The following is a 22,325-nucleotide window of genomic DNA, read 5'->3' on the forward strand; positions in this document are numbered from 1 at the left end:
GCGTCGAGCACCTCGCCGACTGGATCGCCACCCGCGGCTACGCCACCAGCTGACCCACACACCCAGCAACACCACCGAAAGGGCCGGACCCCACCACGGGGTCCGGCCCTTCGGCATGACCTCAGTCGTTGGCGAGGACGGCCAGGATCTGCTCGCCGTACTTGGCGAGCTTGTTCTCGCCGACCCCGCTGACCCGCGACAGCTCGGCCAGGGAGGTGGGCGCGTCGCCCGCGATCTGCCGGAGGGTGGCGTCGTGGAAGATGACGTACGCCGGGACGCCCTGTTCCTTGGCGGTGGCCGCGCGCCAGGCCCGCAGCCGTTCGAAGACCGACGCGGCCGCCGGGGTCAGCTCGGCGACGACTGTGGCCGAGCCGCGCGGCTTCGACGACCGGCTCGACGTCTGCCGTTCCGGCTCGCGGCGCATCGTGACGGTGCGGCGGCGGCCGAGCACCTCGGTGCTCGCCTCGGTCAGTGCGAGGGTGCCGTAGTCGCCCTCCACGGCGAGCAGCCCCTCGGCGAGGAGTTGCCGGACCACGCCCCGCCACTCGGCCTCGCTCAGCTCGGTGCCGATGCCGAATACGGTAAGCGCGTCGTGACCGTACTGGCTGATCTTGTCGGTCTGCTTGCCGAGCAGGATGTCGATGCAGTGCCCGGCGCCGAACCGCTGGTTGCGCTCGCGGTCGAGGCGGAAGACGGCCGACAGGAGCTTCTGGGCGGCGACGGTGCCGTCCCACGACTCCGGTGGGTTGAGGCAGGTGTCGCAGTTGCCGCAGGCCGTCGGGGTCGTCTCGCCGAAGTATTCGAGCAGCTGCACCCGTCGGCAGCGGACCGTCTCGCAGAGCGCGAGCATCGCGTCCAGGTGCGCGGCGAGGTTGCGCCGGTGGGCGAGGTCGCCGTCGGACGTCTCGATCATCTTGCGCTGCTGGACCACGTCCTGGAGGCCGTACGCCAGCCAGGCGGTGGACGGTAGCCCGTCGCGGCCGGCGCGGCCGGTCTCCTGGTAGTAGCCCTCGACGGACTTGGGCAGGTCGAGGTGGGCGACGAAGCGTACGTCCGGCTTGTCGATGCCCATCCCGAAGGCGATGGTCGCCACCATGACCAGGCCGTCCTCGCGGAGGAACCGTTGCTGGTTGGTGGCGCGGGTGGTCGCGTCCAGACCGGCGTGGTACGGCAGGGCGGCAATGCCGTTGGCGACGAGGAACTCGGCGGTCTTGTCGACGGAGGCGCGGGACAGGCAGTAGACGATGCCGGCGTCGCCGGGGTGCTCGTCACGCAGCAGTGCCAGCAGTTGCTTGCGGGGTTCCCGCTTGGGCACGATCCGGTACTGGATGTTGGGCCGGTCGAAGCTGGCCACGAAGTGTCGCGCGTCGTCGAGCCCCAGCCGGGCGGCGATCTCGGTGCGGGTGGCGCTTGTCGCGGTGGCGGTCAGCGCGATCCGGGGGACCTGCGGCCAGCGCTCGTGCAGCATCGACAGCGCCAGGTAGTCGGGCCGGAAGTCGTGCCCCCACTGGGACACGCAGTGCGCCTCGTCGATCGCGAACAGGGAGATGCGCCCACGGTCCAGCAGGGCGAGGGTGGATCGGACGCCGAGCGCCTCCGGGGCGAGGTAGAGCAGGTCCAGCTCGCCGGCGACGAACGCGGCCTCCACCCGCCGCCGGGCGTCCAAGGTCTGGGTCGAGTTGAGGAAGCCGGCGCGGACACCGACCGCGGTGAGCGCGTCTACCTGGTCCTGCATGAGCGCGATAAGCGGGGAGACGACGACCGCCACGCCGTCGCGGACCAGGGCTGGGACCTGGTAACACAGGGACTTGCCGCCACCGGTGGGCATCAGCACCAGCGCGTCGCCACCGGCGACGACATGGTCGATGACCTGCTGCTGGAAGCCGCGGAAGGCGTCGTAGCCGAACACCCGGCGCAGCACGTCCAGCGCGCCCTCGACGCGCAGCTCGGTGGGGAAAGCCATGCGCGGAGTCTACGAGCCGCCCCCGACACCAACGGCCGCACACCTGCCCGACGCGCCCATCGCATCCGCGAGTGCCGGCGGCCCGTCGCGGCCCGACGGCGCGCTCGGTCGCGGGACGGGCAGGTACGTCGGTGCCACGGTCAACTCGCGTTCATGGAATCCGCGCTGTCCTTCCGCTCTGACACCCCGGTTTGCAGGAACCCGAGTCGATCAACGCTGAGGCGGAGCAGAAGGCCGTGTCGCACGCCCTCAGGCGCGCCCGAGGGTCGGGCACGCCTGAGGGCCGACCGCCCGGTCAGCTCGGTTGGCTGGACCGGTTGGCCAGGCCGCGGGGCGGGGCCTTCATCCCGACCACGATGTCGACGATCTCGATGTAGCGGGCCTTGGCGCCCATCCGGAACGCGGTGGCCGCGGCGTTGATCTCCTCCAGGGTGTCGGCCTCGACCATGGTGACCTGGTCGTACTTGCCGTTCACTCCGGTGCACACGACGTGGGTGAGCTGCTTGGCGAAGCGGCCCAGATCCCGGGCGTGCTCGGCGGAGACCTCGTGGATGCCCTCCCGGCCGAGGGCGAAGTACTCCGGACTGATCCGCATGAACAGGAAACCGACGTACTTGTTCTTGTCCGCCAGATCGTGCATCGCACCCTCCCAGATAGCGGCCTTGACCTGCGGCGATCACGAGGAGCGTATAGAAGACTACTGATCGTCATCAAGGGGCTGGGACTGTCGGGAGGGCGACCCGCGCTCACCGGGCGCGGACGCGCCCGATCCGACGGCGGGCGGCGGGATAGAGTCGCTGATTGACCAATCGCGGCCGATGGCGGCCGCGGCGCCACGGCTTGGGGGTACGGGTGAGCGAGGCGCGCACACACGGGGACCGGACCGATCCTCCGGTGGCCACGGACGGGCAGCCGACGGCCGAGTCGGAGACCACCCTGGTGGTGGTGACCGGGCTGTCCGGTGGCGGTCGTAGCACCGTCGCCCGGGCATTGGAGAACGTCGGCTACTACGTCGTGGACAATCTGCCGCAGGCGCTCATGCTCGACATGGCCGAGCTGGCGTTCAAGGCCGGCGGCGCGGCCCGGCGTACGGCGATGGTCCTGGACGTGCGCTCGCGGGCCTTCTCCACCGACCTGGCCGGGGCGATCCGCGAGCTGAAGGAGCGGGGCTTCTCGCCCAGGGTGGTGTTCGTCGACGCCGACGACGAGGTGCTGATCCGCCGGTTCGAGAGCGTCCGGCGGTCGCACCCGTTGCAGGGCGACGGGCGACTCGCCGACGGCATCGCCGTGGAGCGCGGCCTGCTGGAGGAGGCCCGCGACCAGGCCGACGTGATCATCGACACCAGCCACCTGAACGTCAACCAGCTCCGCCGGCGCATCGAGGAGCTGTTCGGCGGCGAGGACGCCCGCCGGCTGCGGGTCACCGTGCTGTCGTTCGGCTTCAAGTACGGCCTGCCGCCGGACGCCGACTTCGTGCTGGACGCCCGGTTCCTGCCCAACCCGTACTGGGTGCCGGAGCTGCGCGAGCACACCGGGCGGGAGGAGGCGGTAAGCGCGTACGTGCTGGGTCAGGAGGGCGCGGACGCCTTCGTCGCCTCGTACGCCGACCTGGTCAACGCCACCACCGCCGGGTTCGAGCGCGAGGGCAAGCGATATCTGACGGTCGCCGTGGGCTGCACCGGGGGCAAGCACCGCAGCGTGGCCATCGCCGAGGAGCTGGCCGGCCGGCTGCGCCAGTCGGGGCTGGCCGCCAACGCGCAGCACCGCGACCTGGGGCGGGAATGACGGCGCGCCGGGTGGTGGCATTCGGCGGCGGGCACGGGTTGTCCGCGTCGCTGCGCGCGCTGCGCCACTGCGCCCCCGAACTCGACCTGGACATCACGGCCGTGGTCACGGTCGGCGACGACGGCGGGTCCAGCGGCCGGCTGCGTGCCGAGCGGGGCGGCCTGCCCCCCGGCGACCTCAGGCAGGCCCTCGTCGCGCTGGCCGGTGACCATCCGGCCACCCGACGCAGCGCCGGGCTGTTCCAGCACCGCTTCGCCGCCGCGCCGACTGCCGGCGTACCCCCGCTCGGCGAAGCCGACCCGAACCCGGCGGCAACCGACGGCCCGGACCCGCGCGGCCCGGGCGCAGACGGCACAGCCCAGGGCGCGGGACCGACGGCAGCCCGCGCTGACGGGCTGGCCGGGCACGCGGTGGGCAACCTGGTGCTCTGCGGCCTCATGGAGCTGCTCGGCGACCCGGTGGCCGCGCTGGAGCACGCCGGGGCGATGCTCGGTACGGTCGGACGGGTCCTACCGATGTCGCGGCAGCCGGTCGGCATCGAGGCGCGGGTGCGCGGCGTCGACCCGGCCGCCCCGGACGAGGTGCGTACCGTGCGCGGTCAGCACCAGGTGGCGGTCACCACCGGGCGGGTCGAGTCGCTGCGCCTCACCCCGGCCGCCCCGGCGGCCTGTGCCGAGGCCCTGGCGGCGATCGGTGCGGCGGATTGGTTGATCTTCGGTCCGGGCAGTTGGTACACGAGCGTGCTGCCGCACCTGCTGGTGCCGCAGTTGGCCGACGCGATCGTGTCCAGCTCGGCCCGGCGGCTGGTCACGCTGAACCTGGCCGCGGAGAAGGAGACCCTCGGCCTCTCGGTCGCCGATCATCTGGAGGCGCTGCGCTGGTACCTGCCCGAGCTCAAGGTTGATCTCGTGCTCGCGGACGCCAAGGCGGTGGGTGACCCTGAACCGGTCGAACGTGCGGCAGAATCGCTTGGTGCCCGCCTGGTCCTCGCCCCCGTCGCCGTCACCGACGGCACTCCCCGCCATGATCCGGCTGCCCTGGGCGCCGCGCTGGTGCCTGTCCTGGGTGCCGATCGTTAGACACGTACGTAATCTCCGGCGACACGCCGGAACAGGTCCGTGAGGGGACGCACAATGGCGATGACGGCTGCGGTCAAGGACGAGCTGAGTCGGGTCGACGTGCCCAAGCCCTGCTGTCGGCGGGCGGAGATGGCTGCGCTGCTGCGCTTCGCCGGCGGGCTGCACATCGTCTCCGGCCGTGTGGTGGTGGAGGCTGAGCTGGACACCGGGGCGGTCGCGCGTCGGTTGCGGCGGGAGATCGCCGAGGTCTACGGCTACCCCAGCGAGATCCACGTGCTGGCGTCCGGTGGGCTGCGCAAGGGCAGCCACTTCATCGTCCGCGTGGTCAAGGACGGTGAGGCGCTCGCGCGGCAGACAGGTCTGCTGGACGTGCGGGGTCGGCCGGTGCGCGGGCTGCCGCCGCACGTGGTGGCGGCCAACGTCTGCTGTGCGGTCTCGGCGTGGCGGGGCGCGTTCATGGCGCACGGTTCGCTCACCGAGCCCGGCCGCTCCAGCGCGCTGGAGATCACCTGCCCCGGGCCGGAGTCGGCGCTGGCGCTTGTCGGCGCGGCCCGACGGATCGGCATCACCGCGAAGAACCGTGAGGTGCGCGGGGTGGACCGGGTGGTGGTCAAGGACGGCGACGCGATCGCCGCGCTGCTCACCCGCATCGGCGCGCACTCCAGTGTGCTGGCCTGGGAGGAGCGTCGGGTCCGCCGCGAGGTGCGGGCCACCGCCAACCGGCTGGCCAACTTCGACGACGCCAACCTGCGCCGCTCGGCGCGGGCGGCAGTTGCCGCCGCAGCCCGGGTGACCCGGGCGCTGGAGATCCTTGCCGACGAGGCGCCCAACCACCTCACCGACGCAGGGAGACTGCGCCTCGAGCACCGGCAGGCGTCGCTGGAGGAGCTGGGCGCGCTGGCCGAGCCTCCGCTGACCAAGGACGCCATCGCCGGACGAATCCGGCGTCTGCTGGCGTTGGCCGACAAGCGGGCCCGGGACCTCGGCATCCCGGATACCGAAGCGGCCGTCACGCCCGACATGCTCGTGGTCTGATAGGACGGTGGGGTCGTACGGTGCGGCGGGAGCACGCCCCGGCGCAGCGTGGTCTCACGCGCTCGGATAGGGTCGCTGCGTACGGCAAGGGGGCCGACACCGGCACTCCTCGCCGTGCCCACCGCCTCGGGCGGTCAGGTCCTCAGACCGCGCGGCGGGGTGGCCGAGATGAACCGTCAGCGGCCGGCTCCAACGGTCGGCGCACACCATTCCCGCCGGCGCGTTGTCTGCAGCCGGCGGACCAGAACGCGAGGAGATGGGACCTGTGACCATCCGGGTTGGCATCAACGGCTTCGGCCGAATCGGCCGTAACTTCTTCCGGGCAGTGCTGGCGTCCGACGCCGACATCGAGGTCGTGGCGGTGAACGACCTGACCGACAACGCCACGCTCGCCCACCTGCTCAAGTACGACAGCATCCTCGGCCGCCTGCCGTACGAGGTCAAGGCCACCGCCGACGAGATCACCGTCGGTGGCAAGACCATCAAGGCGTACGCCGAGAGGGACCCGTCGGCGCTGCCGTGGGGCGAGGTCGGCGCCGACGTCGTCATCGAGTCGACTGGCTTCTTCACCGACGCCACCAAGGCCAAGGCGCACGTCGACGGCGGGGCCAAGAAGGTCATCATCTCCGCCCCGGCGAAGAACGAGGACGTCACCGTCGTCATGGGTGTCAACCACGACACCTACGACCCGGCGAAGCACACCATCATCTCCAACGCCTCGTGCACCACCAACTGCCTCGCCCCGATGGCGAAGGTCCTGCACGACACGTTCGGCATCCAGCACGGTCTGATGACGACGATCCACGCGTACACCCAGGACCAGAACCTGCAGGACGCGCCGCACTCGGATCTGCGTCGTGCCCGGGCCGCCGCGCTGAACATCGTCCCGACCTCGACCGGCGCCGCGAAGGCCATCGGCCTGGTCCTGCCGGACCTGAAGGGCAAGCTCGACGGGTACGCGCTGCGGGTGCCGATCCCGACCGGCTCGGTCACCGACCTCACCGTCAACGTGGGTCGTGAGACCACCGTGGACGAGGTCAACGCCGCGCTGAAGGCCGCCGCGGATGGCCCGCTCAAGGGCATCCTGGTCTACAACGAGGACCCGATCGTCTCCAGCGACATCGTCACGGACCCGGCGTCGTGCATCTTCGACGCGCCGCTGACCAAGGTGGTCGGCAACCAGGTCAAGGTCGTCGGCTGGTACGACAACGAGTGGGGCTACTCCAACCGGCTCGTCGACCTCGTCAAGCTGGTCGGTTCGTCGCTGTGAGCATCCGGACCCTCGACGACCTGCTCGCCGAGGGGGTGTCGGGTCGGCGCGTGCTGGTGCGCGCCGACCTGAACGTCCCGCTCGACAAGCAGACCGGTGCCATCAGTGACGATGGCCGGATCCGCGCGGTGCTGCCGACGCTCGGCGCGCTGGTCGAGGCCGGCGCGAAGGTGGTCGTCTGCTCGCACCTGGGCCGCCCGAAGGGTGCTCCGGACCCGCAGTTCAGCCTCCGTCCGGTCGCCGACCGGCTCGGTGAGCTGCTCGGCGCTCCGGTGCACTTCGCCACCGACACGGTCGGCGACTCGGCCCGTTCCACAGTCGCCGACCTGGCCGACGGCCAGGTCGCCCTGCTGGAGAACCTGCGCTTCAACGCCGGTGAGACCAGCAAGGGCGAGGCCGAGCGGGGCGCGTTCGCCGACCAGCTCGCCGCGTTCGGCGACGCGTACGTCGACGACGCGTTCGGCGCCGTGCACCGCAAGCACGCGAGCGTCTACGACGTGCCGGCGCGACTCCCGCACGTGGCCGGCCGGCTGGTGCTGCGCGAGGTCGAGGTGCTCTCCAAGCTGACCAGCGAGCCCGAGCGGCCGTACGTGGTGGTGCTCGGCGGGTCCAAGGTCTCCGACAAGCTCGCGGTGATCGAGGCCCTGCTGCCCACCGTCGACCGGCTGCTCATCGGCGGCGGGATGTGCTTCACCTTCCTCAAGGCCCAGGGCCTGGAGGTGGGCACCTCGCTGCTCGAGAAGGACATGGTCGAGACCTGCCGCAACCTGCTGGAGCGGTCCGCAGGCAAGATCATGCTCCCGGTCGACGTGGTGGTCGCTGACGCGTTCGCCCCGGACGCCGCGCACGACACGGTCCGCGTCGACGGCATCCCGAGTCACCGGCTCGGCCTGGACGTCGGCCCGGAGACGGTCGCCGGCTTCGCCGCCGCCCTGTCCCAGGCCAAGACGATCTTCTGGAACGGCCCGATGGGCGTGTTCGAGATGGCGGCGTTCGCGGCCGGCACGCGGGGGATCGCCGAGGCGATCACCAAGGCCGACGCGTTCAGCGTCGTCGGTGGCGGTGACTCCGCCGCTGCGGTACGGGCGTTGGGGCTGGACGAGTCGAGCTTCGGTCACATCTCCACCGGCGGCGGCGCCTCCCTGGAGTACCTGGAGGGCAAGACCCTCCCCGGCATCGCGGCCCTGGAGAACTGAGCATGGCGAGCACGACCCGTCGGCCGTTGATGGCCGGCAACTGGAAGATGAACCTCAACCACCTCGAGGCCAACCTGCTTGTGCAGAAGCTGGCCGCGAGCCTCACCGAGAAGCAGCTCACCGAGGTCGAGACGGTAGTGCTGCCGCCATTCACCGACCTGCGCACCGTGCAGACGGCTGTGGACGGCGACAAGCTGCTGATCGGCTACGGCGGGCAGGACCTCTCCCCGCACGCCGCCGGCGCGTACACCGGGGACATCTCCGGCGCGATGCTCGCCAAGCTCGGCTGCACGTACGTGGTGGTCGGCCACTCCGAGCGGCGGGCCTACCACCACGAGGACGACGGCGTGGTCAACGCGAAGGTGAAGGCGGCGCTCACGCACGGCCTGACCCCGATCCTCTGCGTGGGGGAGGGGCTGGACATCCGCGAGCAGGGCACCCACGTGGCGCACTGCTCCGACCAGCTCGACGGGGGCCTCGCCGGGCTCACCCCCGAGCAGGTGCGCCAGGTCGTCATCGCGTACGAGCCGGTCTGGGCGATCGGCACCGGCAAGACCGCGACGCCGGAGGACGCCCAGGAGGTCTGCGGTGCGGTCCGCCAGCGGTTGGCGGAGCGCCTCGACCAGGAGACCGCCGACGCCGTCCGGGTCCTCTACGGCGGCTCGGTCAAGGCGTCGAACGTCGCCTCGATCATGGCCCAGCCGGACGTGGACGGGGGCCTGGTGGGCGGCGCCAGCCTGGACGCGGAAGAATTCGCGCAGATCTGCCGGTTCCCCGAGCACATCGCTCGCTGATCGCTCGCTATCCTGGACACCGCCCGTCCACCGGCCGGTGCCGCCGTGCCCGACCTGTCCGGGCGAGGATCGCTACGAGAGGACTGCCCCCAGCCATGCCGATCTGGTTCGCATACACGTTGATCGTGTTGCTGGTCATCACGAGCATCCTGCTCACCATGCTCATCCTGCTGCACCGCGGTAAGGGCGGCGGGTTGTCGAGCATGTTCGGCGGTGGCGTCAGCTCCAGCCTCGCCGGCTCCTCGGTGGCCGAGAAGAACCTGGACCGTTACACCGTTCTGGTGGGTGTCGTCTGGTTCGCGGCGATCGTCGGGCTGGGGCTCTGGCTCCGCCTCCAGATGAACAGCGGCACCTGAGCAGGCCCGCTAAGTCGTACAATCTGCGCGCGGTCCGTCACTCGACGGGCCGCGCGCAGTCCTTTCTCCGCTGCACCGCGTCGCCCGCCGCCCATCCCCGACGGCGGCGGGTCCCCTCCGACGACAGGAGCGAGCAGCCGTGCCCAGTGGCAACGTCATCCGCGGCGCCCGCGTCGGGTCCGCACCCATGCGCCCGGACGAGCGGCACCAACCCGCACCCCGACAGGACGTCACCTACTGGTGTCGCAACGACCACCGGACCGACATCCGGATCGCGGCCGACGCCACGGCGCCGCCGCTGTGGGACTGCCCCCGCTGCGGGCTGCCCGCCGGTCCGGACGCGCAGAACCCGCCCGGGCGGGTCCGCGCCGAGCCCTACAAGAGCCACCTGGCGTACGTGAAGGAGCGGCGTACCGCCGAGGAGGGCGAGGCGCTGCTGGCGGAGGCGCTCGCCAAGCTGCGCCGCCGCCGGGGCGAGAGTTAGAGGAAGGCCCCGCGCGGGGCCCTCCCTGTCGCTCAGCGCAGGCTACGCAGCCGGGCGGGCACGTCGGCGGCCGCAGCGCGGTCCAGCAACCAGCGGGTACGGTCCACGCCGTGCACCCCGGCGGCCGGCAGCTGCACCGGGCCGGCGCCGGCCAGCGCCATGCCCACCGCACGGGCCTTGTCCGCGCCGCCGGCCACCAGCCAGACCTCCTCGGCCGTGTTGATCGCCGACAGGGTGAGCGTGGTCCGCACCGGCGGCGGCTTCGGGCTGCCCCGCACCGCGCTGACCGGCCGCGTCTCGTAGTGCACCGGGTGCTCGGGGAAGACCGAGGCGACGTGCCCGTCCTCGCCGACGCCGAGCATCAGCACGTCGAAGTGCGGCAGCGCGGCGTGCCCCGGCCGGGCGGCCCGGGCCAACTCGTCGGCGTACGCGGCGGCGGCCGCCTCGGGGTCGTTGCCGGCCGGGCCGTCGGAGGCCGGCATGGGATGCACCCGGGCCGGGTCCAGTGGCACCACGTCCAGCAGGGCGGCGCGGGCCTGGGTTTCGTTGCGCTCCGGGTCGCCGGCGGGCAGGAACCGCTCGTCACCCCACCACACGTCGACGCGGGACCAGTCCACCGCGTCGCGGGCCGGCAACTGCGCCACCGCCCGGTACACGGCCGCGGCGATGCGCCCGCCGGTGAGCACCATCGCGGCCTCGCCCCGGTCGGCCTGGGCGTCGAGCAACTTCACCAGCAACCGGACCGCCACGGCCTGCGCCAGCAGGTCGGCGTCGGCGTGGACGGCGACACTCGCCTCACTCATGGGTTGTTGCCTTCGTTTCCGGACCGCTGGGCGGTCGCTGTCGCGTCGTGCCCGGACGCCACGTCCGGGGTGGCGGTGAGGGCCGGGACGTGCGTCCCGGCCCTCGGGTGTGCTCCGGCTCAGCTCTCGCCGCTCGTGCCGGTGTGCGCGGTGACCCCGGCCTCGGCGCGCTGGGCCGTGGCCGGATCCTTCCAGACGTGCACCCGCTGCGGGGGGCGCTGTTCCAGACCCCGCAGGCCGGCGGTCGCGCCGAGCGCCTCCGCGTACACCTGGTCGGCGTCCAGTCGACGCAGCTCCTCGGCCAGTTCGTCGCCGAGCGGCCGACGGACCAGCGGCAGGGCCCGGTCGTCCTGGCCGGTACGCCGGAACACCGCCATGCTGTCCTCGCGGGTCAGCGTCAGCTGGTCGCCGTTGGCGCAGCTCAGCCGCACCTCCCGCATCCGGGGGAACTCGTCGGTGTCCACCCGGTGCGGGGTGATGCCGAGCCGGCTGGACAGCCAACCGACCATCAGCGCCGCCGTCGGGTCGCTCGGCGGCGCGACGACCGTCGCCTCGACAACCTGCTCGCTGGCGGTGTCGAACGCCCCCGCGACAAGGGTCCGCCACGGGGTGATCCGGGTCCACGCGAGGTCCGTGTCGCCCGGCGCGTAGTCCCGGGCACGCTGCCGCAGCGCCTCCACCGGGTCGGCGGCCTGCGCCGAGTCGGTGATCCTGCGATCGGCGACCACCCCGAGGAAGTCGGTGGCGATCTCCGCCGGCGGCTCGCCGTGCCACCAGGTGACCACCGGCACGTCCGGCACCAGCAGCGGCATCACCACCGACTCGGCGTGCAGGGCGAGGCGCCCGTACATCCGGGTGACCACCGCCTCGCAGGGGCCGAGCCGGCCACCGACCACGATCTCCGCGTCCAGCCGGTTGCGCTCCCGCTCGATGTCGGAGCGGACCACCACCACCAGCCGGCACGGGTGGGCGGCGGCGGCGATGGTCGCCGCCGCCTCCGCCTCCCGGACCCGCTTCTCGTCCACCACCACGATGAGGGTGAGCGCCATGCCGCTGGCCACACCACCGGCGCTGCGCCGCTCGGCGGCCAGCGCCTTGACCACCTCGTTGCCGGTGGTGTCCCACAGCCCGATCATGCTCTTCTCCAAGCGCGGCCCTCGCGGGCCAGCATCTCGTCGGCCGCCCGCGGTCCCCACTCGCCGGCGCGGTACGGCTCCGGCGTGGTGCCCTCCCAGGCGTGCTCCAGCGGGTCGATCACCTGCCAGCTCTGCTCGACCTCGGCGGCGTCCGGGAACAGGGTGCGGTCCCCGATCAGCACGTCCAGCACCAGGCGCTCGTACGCCTCGGGGCTGGACTCCGTGAACGCCTCGCCGTACTGGAAGTCCATCGCGATGTCGCGGACCTCCATGGTGGTGCCGGGCACCTTCGAGCCGAACTTGAGCACCACGCCCTCGTCCGGCTGTACCCGGATGACGAGCTGGTTGTTGCCCAGCGACTCCATGTCGGCGTCGTTGAACGGCAGGTGCGGCGCCTTCTTGAACATGATGGCGACCTCGGTGACCCGCCGGGGCAGCCGCTTGCCGGCCCGGATGTAGAACGGCACCTCGGCCCAGCGCCGGTTCTGGATGCCCAGCCGCACCGCCACGTACGTCTCCGTGGTGGAGTCGGCGGGAACGTCCCGCTCCTCCCGGTAGCCGACCGCGCGTTCGCCGCCCACCCAGCCGGGCAGGTACTGGCCGCGGACGGTGTCCCGGGCCACGTCCTTCGGCAGGGTGATCGCCTTGAGCACCTTCAGCTTCTCGGCGCGGATCTCGTCGGCGTCGAAGCTTGTCGGTTCCTCCATCGCCACCAGGGCCAGGAGTTGCAGCAGGTGGTTCTGCAACACGTCGCGGGCGGTGCCGACGGTGTCGTAGAAGCCGGCGCGACTGCCGATGCCGACATCCTCGGCCATGGTGATCTGCACCGAGTCGACGTACTTCGAGTTCCACAGCGGCTCGAACAGGTTGTTGGCGAACCGCAGCGCCAGGATGTTCTGGACGGTCTCCTTGCCCAGGTAGTGGTCGATCCGGAAGACGTCCTCGCGGGTGAACACGTCGTCGACGAGGTCGTTGAGTGCCTTCGCCGACGGCAGGTCGTTGCCGAACGGCTTCTCCACCACCACCCGGCGCCAGCCGCCGGACTTCTCGTTGTCGGCCATCCCGGTGCGCGCCAGTTGCTTGAGCACGACGGGGAACGCGGCCGGGGGGATGGAGAAGTAGAACGCCGCGTTGCCGGCGATCCCGTGGGTCTGGCGCAGGTCGTCGAGCGTCGAGGCGAGCTGGTCGAACGCCGCGTCGTCGTCGAACGACCCGCCGACGAACTTGATGTTGCCGGCCAACCGTGCCCAGACCTCGTCCCGCCACGGGGTGCGGGCGTGCTTGCGGGCCGCCTCGCACGCGAGGGTCTCGAAGTCGCCGTCACCCCAGTCGCGGCGGGCGAAGCCGAGCACCACGAAACCGGGCGGCAGCAGCCCCCGGTTCGCCAGGTCGTAGACCGCGGGGAGCAGCTTCTTGCGGGCCAGGTCGCCGGTCACCCCGAAGATCACCAGAGCGCACGGCTCGGGGATCCGGGGCAACCGGCGGTCCTGCGGGTCGCGCAGCGGGTTCACCGAACCGCCTTCTCGCTCCGCTTCTGTCACAGCGTCCATCCTCACGCCCGCAGCTCACCGGCCGCGTTGAGTAGTTGGGCGACGCCGGCTGCCCGGTCGGTCAGGTGCAACCGCAGCAGCGGCCGCTCCCGACCCGCGAGGGCCTGCCGGTCGCCGGCGGCCTGTGCCGCCTGCAGCTCACCGAAGGTGTACGGCTTGCCCGGCACCGCCAGGTCCTCGGTGACCGCCCCGGTCACCTGGAGGTAGCTGCCCACCTGCGGGCCGCCCTTGTGGTACTGGCCCGTCGAGTGCAGGAAGCGCGGACCCCAGCCGAAGGTGACCGGCCGGCCACCCGCCTGCGCCAGCAGCGGCCGCAGCCGGGCCGCGTCGGCGTCGGCGAAGCGGTCCAGGTACGCCATGACCGCGAGGTAACCGTCGTCGCCGAGACCGTCGAGCAGCCAGCGCAGCACGCCGGCCAGGTCACCGGGTGCGCCCTGCGGCGCGTACACCTCGATCGCGCCCTCGGTGAACGACGGCGTCTCCGCCGGCAGGCCCGAGGCCAGGATCTTGTTGGTGTTCTCCTTGGACTCGGTGACGTTCGGCTGGTTGAACGGGTCGATGCCGAGCACCACGCCGGCCACCGCCGTGGCGTACTCCCAGGCCAGGAACTGCGCGCCGAGCGGGCCGTTGACTGCCACGTCCGGGTCGGCGCCGCCGCCCGGCACGTCACCGGCGGTCAGCGCGCCGCCGTAGCTGACGGTCAACACGTCCGGGCCGCTGGCGCCGGGGCTCTGCGGAGACTCGACCACGACCGGCAGGATGCCCACCCCGGCCTTGCCCGTCGACTCGGCGATCAACTGCTCGGCCCAGTCGCCCAGGCCGTCGATGCCGGTGCCGTCGGACACCAGGGCGACCTTGTCGCGGGCCAGCGTGGCCGCGGCGCCCAGCGCGGCGCCCAACGCCAACGCCGGGTTGTCGCTGTCTCCGGCGAGCGACTCGGCCAGCGCGTCGGCCTGGTCGAGGAGCTCGGCGACCTCGACGCCGGCCAGCGCCGAGGGCACCAGCCCGAACGCGGTGAGCGCCGAGTACCGGCCGCCCACGTTCGGGTCGGCGAGCACTGTGAACGCGCCCATCTCGGTAGCTGTCGCCTCCAGCGGCGAACCCGGGTCGGTGACGATGACGAAGTGCCGGCCGGCCTCCGCCTCGGTCATCCCGGCGTCCAGGAACGCCTGCCAGTAGGCGCGCCGGTGGCTGTCGGTCTCCACGGTCGAGCCGGACTTGCTGGCGACGACCACCACGGTGCGCTCCAGCCGGTCACCGAGGGCCGCCCGGACCTGACCCGGGTCGGTGGTGTCCAGCACGGTCAGCGGCCGGCCCAGGGTCCGCGTGATCACCTCGGGGGCGAGCGACGAGCCGCCCATCCCGGCGAGCACCACGTGGTCCAGGTCGGCAAGCTCGGCCTTCAGCTCGGCCAACTGCGCCAGCAACTCCCGGCTGCGCCGGTGGGTGTCCACCCAACCGAGCCGGACCTTCGCCTCGGCCTCGGCGTCCGGACCCCACAGGCCCGCGTCCTTGGCGGCCAGTTTGCCCGGGACGCCGGCCTTGACCAGCGCCTCCCGGGTCGAGGCGGGCGCGGACTTGTCGACCGCGTCCGCGCCGTACACGGCGAGACCGGCGGCGGCCTCCACCGGTCCTGAAAGCAGGTCGCTCATGCCCCACCGGCCTTCTCGGCGCCCTTGGCGTTGCCCTTGGCGGCCTTGTTCGGCGCGCCCTTGCCCTTCGCCGCCGCCTCCAGCGACTTGCGGACGCCGTCGAGCAGCTCCTGCCAGCTCGCCTCGAACTTCTCCACGCCCTCGCGTTCCAGGGTGGCGATCACGTCGGCCATGTCCACCCCGACCGACTCCAGGTCCGCGAAGACCTTGCGGGCCGCGTCGTAGGCGCCGGTGACGGTGTCACCGCGGGTCTCGCCATGATCGGCGTACGCGTGGATGACCGACTCCGGCATGGTGTTGACAGTGCCGGGCGCGATCAGCTCCTCGACGTAGATCACGTCCCGGTAGTCCGGGTTCTTCGTCGAGGTGGAGGCCCACAGCGGCCGCTGCGGGTGCGCGCCGGCGGCGGCGAGCGCCTTCCAGCGGTCGGAGGAGAAGACCTCGGTGTAGCGCTCGTACGCCAGCTGGGCGTTGGCGACGGCGGCCTTGCCCTTCAGGGCCTTGGCCTCGTCGGAGCCGATCTTCTCGAGCCTCTTGTCGACCTCGGAGTCGACGCGGGAGACGAAGAAGGACGCCACCGAGCCGATCTTCGACAGGTCGTGACCGTTGGCCTTGGCCTGCTCCAGGCCGGCGAGGAACGCCTCCATCACGGCCGAGTAGCGGTCCAGACCGAAGATCAGCGTGACGTTGACGCTGATCCCCTCGGCGAGGGTGTCGGTGATCGCCGACAGGCCCTCCTCGGTGGCCGGGATCTTGATGAAGAGGTTGGGGCGGTCGACGAGCCACCACAGGGCCTTGGCCTCGGCCAGCGTCTTGTCCGCGTCGTGCGCGCTGCGCGGGTCCACCTCGATGGAGACCCGGCCGTCGACGCCCTCGCTGCCGTCGTACGACGGGCGCATCACGTCACAGGCCCACCGCACGTCGTACGTGGTGAGCATCCGCACGGCCTCTTCCACGTCCACGCCACGGGTGGCGAGGTCGTGCAGCTGCCAGTTGTACTCGTCCGCGTCGCTCAACGCCTTCGCGAAGATCGTCGGGTTGGTGGTGACGCCCGCGACGTGCTTCTCACGGCGGAGCTTGTCCAGCCCGCCGGAGCTCAAACGTACCCGGGAAAGATCATCGAGCCACACCGCCACACCCGCGGCGGTGAGCTCATTCAGCTTGTCCGTCATGCCGTCCACGCTCCCTCAGTTGCCGGTCGTGAAACCGGTGATGTCGCCCACCCGGGCCAGCGAGGCGTGTGCCGCCGCCACGATCCGGTCGGGAGTGAACCCGAACTGCTCGAAGAGCACGGTGTGCGGGGCGCTCGCCCCGTAGTGCTCCAGGCTGACGCTCTCGCCGAGGTCACCGACGATGCCGCGCCAGGACATGGCGATCCCGGCCTCCACGCTCACCCGTGCCTTTACCCCGCGCGGGAGCACCGACTCCCGGTATGCCTCATCCTGCTCGTAGAACCACTCCTGGCAGGGCATCGAGACGACCCGGGTCGGGGTGCCGTCGGCCTCCAGCCGCTCCCGGGCGGTCAGGCAGAGCTGCACCTCGGAGCCGGTGCCGACGATGATCACCTGGGGCTTGCCGTTTGACGCCTCGGCCAGCACGTAGCCGCCCTTGGCCACGCCGTCCGCGCCACCCAGGACGTCGCGGTCCAGGGTCGGCAGCGGCTGGCGGCTCAGCGCCAGCGCGGTCGGCCGGTCGGTGTGCAGCAGCGCCTGCCGCCAGGCCCACGCCGTCTCGTTGGCGTCCGCCGGGCGGACCACGTCCAGACCCGGGATGGCGCGCAGCGCGGTCAGGTGCTCCACCGGCTGGTGGGTCGGGCCGTCCTCGCCCAGGCCGATCGAGTCGTGCGTCCAGACGTACGTCACCGGCAGCTTCATCAACGCGGCCAGCCGCACCGACGGGCGCATGTAGTCGCTGAAGACCAGGAAGGTGCCGCCGTACGGGCGGGTGCCGCCGTGCAGTGCGATGCCGTTGAGGACCGCGCCCATGGCGTGCTCACGGATGCCGAAGTGCAGGGTGCGGCCGTACTCGTGGCCGGGGAAGTCCTTGGTGGCGTGGGAGGCCGGGATGAACGACGGCTCGCCCTTCATTGTGGTGTTGTTGCTCTCGGCCAGGTCGGCCGAACCGCCCCACAGCTCCGGGAGCACCGGCGCGAGCGCCTCCAGCACCTTGCCCGAGGCGGCCCGGGTGGCGACACCCTTGGCGTCGGCGGGGAAGACCGGCAGCGCGTCGGTCCAGCCGTCCGGCAGCACCCGGCCGGCCATCCGCTCGTAGAGCGCGGTGCGCTCCGGGTTGGCCTTCTTCCAGGCGTCGAACGCGCTCGTCCACTGCTGCTCGGCGTCGGAGCCGCGGCCCATCACGTTGCGGGCGTGCGCGAGCACCTCCTCGTCGACCTGGAAGGTCTGCTCCGGGTCGAAGTCGAGGATCCGCTTGGTGGCCTTCACCTCGTCGGCGCCGAGCGCCGAGCCGTGGATCTTGCCGGTGTTCTGCTTGTTCGGGGCGGGCCAGCCGATGATGGTGCGCAGGGCGATGAAGGAGGGGCGACCGGTCTCCGCCTTGGCGGCCACCAGCGCGCGGTACAGCGCCTCGGCGTCCTCGTGGTAGTCACCCTGGTCGGCGTCACCGCTGCGCCAGTCGACGGTCTGCACGTGCCAGCCGTACGCCTCGTAGCGGGCCTCGACGTCCTCGCTCTTGGCGATGCGGGTGTCGTCCTCGATCGAGATCTCGTTGTCGTCGTAGATCACCGTGAGGCTGCCCAGCTGCTGGTGCCCGGCGAGGGCGCTGGCCTCGTGGCTGATGCCCTCCTCGATGTCGCCGTCGGAGACGATGCACCAGATGTTGTGGTCGAAGACCGACGCGCCCGGCTCGGCCTCCGGGTCGAACAGGCCGCGCTCGCGACGGGCCGCCATCGCCATGCCGACCGCGTTGCCCAGGCCCTGCCCGAGCGGGCCGGTGGTGGTCTCCACGCCCGGCGTGTGGCCGTGCTCCGGGTGACCCGGCGTCATCGAGCCCCACTGCCGCAGCGACTTCAGGTCGTCCAGGCTCAGCGGGTAGCCGGACAGGAAGAGCTGGATGTAGAGGGTGAGGCTGGAGTGGCCGGCGGAGAGCACGAACCTGTCCCGGCCGGGCCAGTTCGGGTCGGCCGGGTTGTGCCGCATGACCCGGTTGAAGAGAAGATAGGCCGCGGGCGCCAGGCTCATCGCGGTGCCCGGGTGGCCGTTGCCGGATTTCTCGACGGCATCCATGGCCAGGACGCGGACGGTGTCGACAGCCCGGCGATCGAGGTCGGACCAGTTGAGTTCGGAGTGCTCGGGTCGGTTGGCAGCCACGATGGTTGTGCTCCTCGGCAGATGGGCGGAACCCTCACTGATGACCCTATCGAGCGCGACTAAACGTCCGCCCGGGGATCTCCGCATGGTGTGCGGTACGTGACTCTGCGCCCAGACGTTCAACCCGGTGGTGTGACGGCCCGCACCGTTGTCGGGTCGGCCGGGCAGCTAAAACGACAACGCGTAGTGTGTGGGTCGGTGTGCGGTCCCCGAGCGGGCCCCGCCGACTCGATCTCCCCGTGCCGATGCCGGAAGGTGGCAATCCGTGAGCATGATCACCGAGCGCCCCGCGAGCAACCCCGCCGGGCAGCCTCCGGCGCGGGCGGCCGAGGGTCCGGTGGCGCGGCGGGACGTGCGCGCGATCCTCTCGGCGTACGTGGCGCTCACCAAGCCGCGCATCGTCGAGTTGCTGCTGGTCACCACCATCCCGGCGATGATGCTCGCCGACGAGGGCCTGCCGTCGCTGTGGCTGATGGCCGTGGTGCTCATCGGTGGCTCGCTCGCCGCGGGTGCGGCAAGCGTGCTCAACTGCTACATCGACCGGGACATCGACCAGTTGATGCGGCGGACCAAACGGCGCCCGTTGCCGGCGCACACGGTCTCGCCGCGCAACGCGCTCGTCTTCGGTCTGGTGCTGGCGGCGATCTCGATCGTCCTGATGGCGGCGTTCACCAACCTGCTCGCCGCCGGGCTGACCCTGGCCGCGATCGTCTACTACGACGTCGTCTACACGCTGTGGCTCAAGCGCTCCACCCCGACGAACACGTTCTGGGGAGGCGCCTGCGGGGCCGCTCCGGTGCTCATCGGATGGGCGGCCGTCACCGGCGGGCTGGCCCCGGCGGCCTGGGGGCTGTTCGCGGTGGTCTTCTTCTGGCAGATGCCGCACTTCTACCCCCTCGCGATGAAGTACAAGGACGACTACGCCCGCGCCGGCATCCCGATGCTGCCCGTGGTGGCCTCCGTCCGCCGGGTGAACGCCGAGATCCTGATCTTCGCCTGGCTCACCGTGCTCACCTCCCTCGCGGTCTGGCCGCTGGGCCTCAGCGCGATCTACGGGGTGCCGACGCTCGTGGTGGGTGCCGTCTTCCTGGTCGAGGCGCACCGGCTCTGCCGGCGGGCGACGCGCGGCGAGGCGGTCAAGCCGATGCGGCTGTTCCACTGGTCGACGACGTACCTGACGATCGTCTTCGTGGCCGTAGCGCTCGACGCGCTGATCTGACGCGTCGCGGGATTCCCGCGCGTCTCTGGCGAAAATCGACCGTCCAATCGCGGTTATGGATGAGTTGTCCGGGTTTAACGTCACATCAGAGTAACTTTCGGCATGAGTCGGATCGACTCAACTCGCGGAGACTGAACCGGATTCGACCGACTAGTTAGTACGGAAAAGTCCGGATATAACCGGGCAGGCTGGCTGTTGCCTACCTTAAACCTGTAGGTAATTGGCATCACAAAAGGTTCATGGTTCTCGCCCGCGCGAGTGCAACTCTGCTTAGGCTTCGCGTCATGGCAGAAGGTTCCGATACGACGCTGACGGCCGAGCAGACCGCCGGCGAGCAGGCCCCGCACGGCCTGGTCGCGGGCCTCAAGTCGTTCGCCGCCGAGCACGGCGGCGCGAAGGCCGTCATCGAGTACGTCGGTAAGCGCGGCGCGCGGATCGTCCTCGTGGGCACCGACGGTGAGTGGGGCGACCAGTTCGCCGAGGACACCGTCACCGCCCGGGAGGCGTGCGCCAAGGCGGGAGTCACCGTCGAGAACGCCTGGGAGCGTGAACTGATGGACCAGATGCGACCGAGCAACGACCTCTGGCGGTCGATGGCCCGGCGCACGATGGCCCGTTGAGATAGACAGCTGAATTGACCAACCACCACCAGTCGACCCGGGGGGAACCCCGGGTCGCTCTCGTCACCTGCGCCGAACTGGTCGACCTCGACCCCGACGACCGCCTCGTCCTCGACCCGCTCACCGCCCGGGGGATCGCCGCCGAGGCGGTCGTCTGGGACGACCCGGGCGCCGACTGGTCCTCGTACGACCTGGTCGTGCTCCGCTCACCGTGGGACTACGCCCTGCGTCGCGACGAGTTCGTCGCCTGGGCGGCAACCGTGCCGACGCTTGTGAACCCGGCCGACGTGGTCCGGTGGAACACCGACAAGCGCTACCTGGCCGAGCTGAGCGCCGCCGGGGTACCGACCGTGCCCACGTCCTGGGTCGAGCCCGGGCAGACCTGGTCGCCGCCCGCCGACACCGGCGAGTACGTGCTCAAGCCCTCGGTAAGCGCCGGCAGTCAGGACACCGGCCGGTACGACCTGGCCGACCCCGAGCACCGCGATCTGGCCGCCGCCCACGTTCACCGGCTCTCCGCCGCCGGCCGGACGACAATGGTTCAGCCGTACCTGAGCGCCGTCGACAGCGAGGGCGAGACGGCGCTGCTCTTCCTGGCCGGTCCGGACGGGCTCGCGTACAGCCACGCCATCCGCAAGGGCCCGATGTTGACCGGCCCGGACCTCGGCCCGGACGGGCTCTACAAGGCTGAGGAGATCAGCGCTCGCGCCGCCCGACCCGAACAGCTCGCGGTCGCCGAGAAGACCCTCGGCGCGGTGCCCGGCGGCACGCGTCAACTGCTCTACGCCCGGGTCGACCTGATCCCCGGCCCGGACGGTGACCCGGTCCTCGTCGAACTGGAGCTGACCGAACCGTCGCTCTTCATCGGGTACGCCGACGGCGCCCCCGACCGCCTCGCCGCCGCGATCGCCACCCACCTGGCCCGCCACGCCTGACCCTTGCGATCGACTCGGGTTCCTTGAAGTCGCGGTTTCCAGGCCCGTCTGATGGACCGACTTCCAGGAAGCCGAGTCGATCTCGCCACCATGGCGGCCCGCGCGGCGCGGGACGTCAGGCGTTGATGGGGACGGCTTCGGCCTCGACCGGAGTGGCCGGGGAGGTCGGCGCGGTGCTCGGGCGGCGCTCGCGTGTCGACCACTGCACCGACAGCGCGGCCAGCAGCACCAGGCACGAGCCGAGCATGTGCGCGCCGACCAGGATCGCCGGCACGTGGGTGAAGTACTGCACGAAGCCGATGAGCCCCTGACCCAGCTCCACCGCGAGCAGGACGACGGCGGCCCGGGTGGCCCGGGCCGCTCCCACCGCGCGGAACGCGAAGATCAACGCCACCGACAGGCCGATCAGCAGGAAGACGACGTCGGCGTGGACCTGGGAGATCGACTCCGGGTCCAGCCCGTTGCGGGCCGCGCCGTGGTCCCCGGCGTGCGGGCCGCTGCCGGTGACCCAGGTGCCGACGAGCAGCACCGCCACGGCGACGCCTGTGGTGACCCGGGCCAACGCGCGCAGGGGAGTGGGCACCACGGCGACCGTCGGGCCGTCCGGCTCGGCGGCCCGACGCCAGAGGGCGTACGCGGCGGCGATCACCGCCATCGAGGCGAGGAAGTGCAGCCCGACCACCCACGGGTTGAGGTCGGTGAGCACCGTGATGCCACCGATCACCGCCTGGGCGGGAATGCCCAGGAAGACGGCGACGGCGAGGGTCAGCAGTCCGCGGCGGCGCGGCCGGTGTGCCAGCACGGCCAGCACGGTGGCCAGCGCGATCAGGCCCACCACGAAGGCCAGCAGCCGGTTGCTGAACTCGATCACCCCGTACACGCCCATCTCGGGGGTGGTGACGTACGAGTCGTCGGTGCACCGGGGCCAGGTGGGGCAGCCGAGGCCCGACGCGGTCAACCGGACCGCCCCGCCGGTGACGACGATGCCGAGGTTCGCGATGATCGAGGCGAGCGCGAGGCGGCGCAGCAGGGTGCCGGAGACCGGACGGACGATACGGTTCACGGCGCAAATCCTACGCACCGTAGTGATCGAGGTTCGTCCGACTCCGTCGGGTCGGTGGT

The 22,325-nt window shown here is 71.5% G+C and carries 20 protein-coding genes; 11 read left to right on the top strand and 9 right to left on the bottom strand.

The window, feature by feature from the left end; translation table 11 throughout:
- Nucleotides 1-121 precede the first annotated feature (121 nt).
- Nucleotides 122-1,963 carry a DNA helicase RecQ gene (gene recQ / locus ACLQ26_RS29585; protein ID WP_425747644.1) on the bottom strand — a complete coding sequence of 614 codons (1,842 nt, stop codon included), beginning with the start codon at nucleotides 1,961-1,963 and terminating at the stop codon, nucleotides 122-124.
- Nucleotides 1,964-2,258: 295 nt separating this feature from the next.
- Entirely contained in the window at nucleotides 2,259-2,603 is a 345-nt protein-coding gene (locus tag ACLQ26_RS29590) for a hypothetical protein (protein ID WP_266244354.1), read from the bottom strand.
- 254 nt (nucleotides 2,604-2,857) lie between these two features.
- Between ACLQ26_RS29590 and rapZ the strand changes: the two genes are divergently transcribed.
- The 8 genes from rapZ (at nucleotide 2,858) to ACLQ26_RS29630 (ending at nucleotide 9,962) form a co-directional block, all read left to right on the top strand.
- Nucleotides 2,858-3,748: an RNase adapter RapZ gene (rapZ, locus tag ACLQ26_RS29595; RefSeq protein WP_358111429.1), complete on the top strand. Its 891-nt coding sequence runs from the start codon at nucleotides 2,858-2,860 to the stop codon at nucleotides 3,746-3,748.
- Complete coding sequence (locus ACLQ26_RS29600) at nucleotides 3,745-4,827, top strand: gluconeogenesis factor YvcK family protein (protein WP_425747645.1); 1,083 nt, start codon at nucleotides 3,745-3,747, stop codon at nucleotides 4,825-4,827. Before rapZ ends, ACLQ26_RS29600 begins: the two co-directional genes overlap by 4 nt.
- 54 nt (nucleotides 4,828-4,881) lie before the next feature.
- Nucleotides 4,882-5,862, top strand: a complete 981-nt coding sequence (gene whiA, locus ACLQ26_RS29605) for a DNA-binding protein WhiA (RefSeq protein WP_074312802.1) — start codon at nucleotides 4,882-4,884, stop codon at nucleotides 5,860-5,862.
- A 265-nt stretch (nucleotides 5,863-6,127) separates the two neighbouring features.
- Nucleotides 6,128-7,132: a type I glyceraldehyde-3-phosphate dehydrogenase gene (gene gap / locus ACLQ26_RS29610; protein ID WP_363689666.1), complete on the top strand. Its 1,005-nt coding sequence runs from the start codon at nucleotides 6,128-6,130 to the stop codon at nucleotides 7,130-7,132.
- Nucleotides 7,129-8,328 (top strand): phosphoglycerate kinase, encoded by a 1,200-nt coding sequence (locus ACLQ26_RS29615; RefSeq protein WP_425747646.1) that lies wholly within the window; start codon nucleotides 7,129-7,131, stop codon nucleotides 8,326-8,328. The genes gap and ACLQ26_RS29615 overlap by 4 nt, the downstream gene beginning before the upstream one ends.
- Before the next feature lie 2 nt (nucleotides 8,329-8,330).
- Complete coding sequence (gene tpiA, locus ACLQ26_RS29620) at nucleotides 8,331-9,122, top strand: triose-phosphate isomerase (RefSeq protein ID WP_358111316.1); 792 nt, start codon at nucleotides 8,331-8,333, stop codon at nucleotides 9,120-9,122.
- Between the two features lie 95 nt (nucleotides 9,123-9,217).
- The gene (secG, locus tag ACLQ26_RS29625; protein WP_007462735.1) at nucleotides 9,218-9,478 is read left to right on the top strand and encodes a preprotein translocase subunit SecG; all 261 of its coding nucleotides are present in this window, start codon (nucleotides 9,218-9,220) and stop codon (nucleotides 9,476-9,478) included.
- 139 nt (nucleotides 9,479-9,617) lie between these two features.
- Complete coding sequence (locus ACLQ26_RS29630; RefSeq protein ID WP_425747647.1) at nucleotides 9,618-9,962, top strand: RNA polymerase-binding protein RbpA; 345 nt, start codon at nucleotides 9,618-9,620, stop codon at nucleotides 9,960-9,962.
- Between the two features lie 32 nt (nucleotides 9,963-9,994).
- Here ACLQ26_RS29630 and pgl read toward each other — a convergent pair whose 3' ends face one another.
- The 6 genes from pgl to tkt form a co-directional block, all read right to left on the bottom strand.
- Nucleotides 9,995-10,765: a 6-phosphogluconolactonase gene (gene pgl, locus ACLQ26_RS29635; protein WP_425747648.1), complete on the bottom strand. Its 771-nt coding sequence runs from the start codon at nucleotides 10,763-10,765 to the stop codon at nucleotides 9,995-9,997.
- A 119-nt stretch (nucleotides 10,766-10,884) separates the two neighbouring features.
- Nucleotides 10,885-11,901: a glucose-6-phosphate dehydrogenase assembly protein OpcA gene (locus tag ACLQ26_RS29640; RefSeq protein WP_425747649.1), complete on the bottom strand. Its 1,017-nt coding sequence runs from the start codon at nucleotides 11,899-11,901 to the stop codon at nucleotides 10,885-10,887.
- Nucleotides 11,898-13,451, bottom strand: coding sequence for a glucose-6-phosphate dehydrogenase (gene zwf, locus ACLQ26_RS29645; RefSeq protein WP_425747650.1), 1,554 nt, complete (start codon nucleotides 13,449-13,451; stop codon nucleotides 11,898-11,900). The genes ACLQ26_RS29640 and zwf overlap by 4 nt, the downstream gene beginning before the upstream one ends.
- A gap of 2 nt (nucleotides 13,452-13,453) precedes the next feature.
- Entirely contained in the window at nucleotides 13,454-15,103 is a 1,650-nt protein-coding gene (locus tag ACLQ26_RS29650) for a glucose-6-phosphate isomerase (RefSeq protein WP_425747651.1), read from the bottom strand.
- A complete protein-coding gene (tal, locus tag ACLQ26_RS29655) occupies nucleotides 15,100-16,275 on the bottom strand; it encodes a transaldolase (protein ID WP_425747652.1) in 1,176 nt (391 codons plus the stop codon). Before tal ends, ACLQ26_RS29650 begins: the two co-directional genes overlap by 4 nt.
- A gap of 15 nt (nucleotides 16,276-16,290) precedes the next feature.
- Nucleotides 16,291-18,429 (bottom strand): transketolase, encoded by a 2,139-nt coding sequence (gene tkt, locus ACLQ26_RS29660; protein WP_425747653.1) that lies wholly within the window; start codon nucleotides 18,427-18,429, stop codon nucleotides 16,291-16,293.
- Nucleotides 18,430-18,694: 265 nt separating this feature from the next.
- On the opposite strand from tkt, the gene ACLQ26_RS29665 reads away from it, so the two are divergent.
- The 3 genes from ACLQ26_RS29665 (at nucleotide 18,695) to ACLQ26_RS29675 (ending at nucleotide 21,203) form a co-directional block, all read left to right on the top strand.
- Complete coding sequence (locus ACLQ26_RS29665; protein WP_425747654.1) at nucleotides 18,695-19,648, top strand: heme o synthase; 954 nt, start codon at nucleotides 18,695-18,697, stop codon at nucleotides 19,646-19,648.
- 284 nt (nucleotides 19,649-19,932) lie between these two features.
- Nucleotides 19,933-20,268, top strand: coding sequence for a hypothetical protein (locus ACLQ26_RS29670; RefSeq protein ID WP_425747655.1), 336 nt, complete (start codon nucleotides 19,933-19,935; stop codon nucleotides 20,266-20,268).
- A 14-nt stretch (nucleotides 20,269-20,282) separates the two neighbouring features.
- Nucleotides 20,283-21,203, top strand: a complete 921-nt coding sequence (locus tag ACLQ26_RS29675; protein ID WP_425747657.1) for an ATP-grasp domain-containing protein — start codon at nucleotides 20,283-20,285, stop codon at nucleotides 21,201-21,203.
- A gap of 115 nt (nucleotides 21,204-21,318) precedes the next feature.
- On the opposite strand, the gene ACLQ26_RS29680 is transcribed toward ACLQ26_RS29675, so the two are convergent.
- Nucleotides 21,319-22,284, bottom strand: a complete 966-nt coding sequence (locus tag ACLQ26_RS29680) for a COX15/CtaA family protein (protein ID WP_425747658.1) — start codon at nucleotides 22,282-22,284, stop codon at nucleotides 21,319-21,321.
- Between the last annotated feature and the right edge of the window lie 41 nt (nucleotides 22,285-22,325).

Source organism: Micromonospora sp. DT43 (genome assembly GCF_049841645.1).
In the GTDB taxonomy this organism is placed as follows: domain Bacteria; phylum Actinomycetota; class Actinomycetes; order Mycobacteriales; family Micromonosporaceae; genus Micromonospora.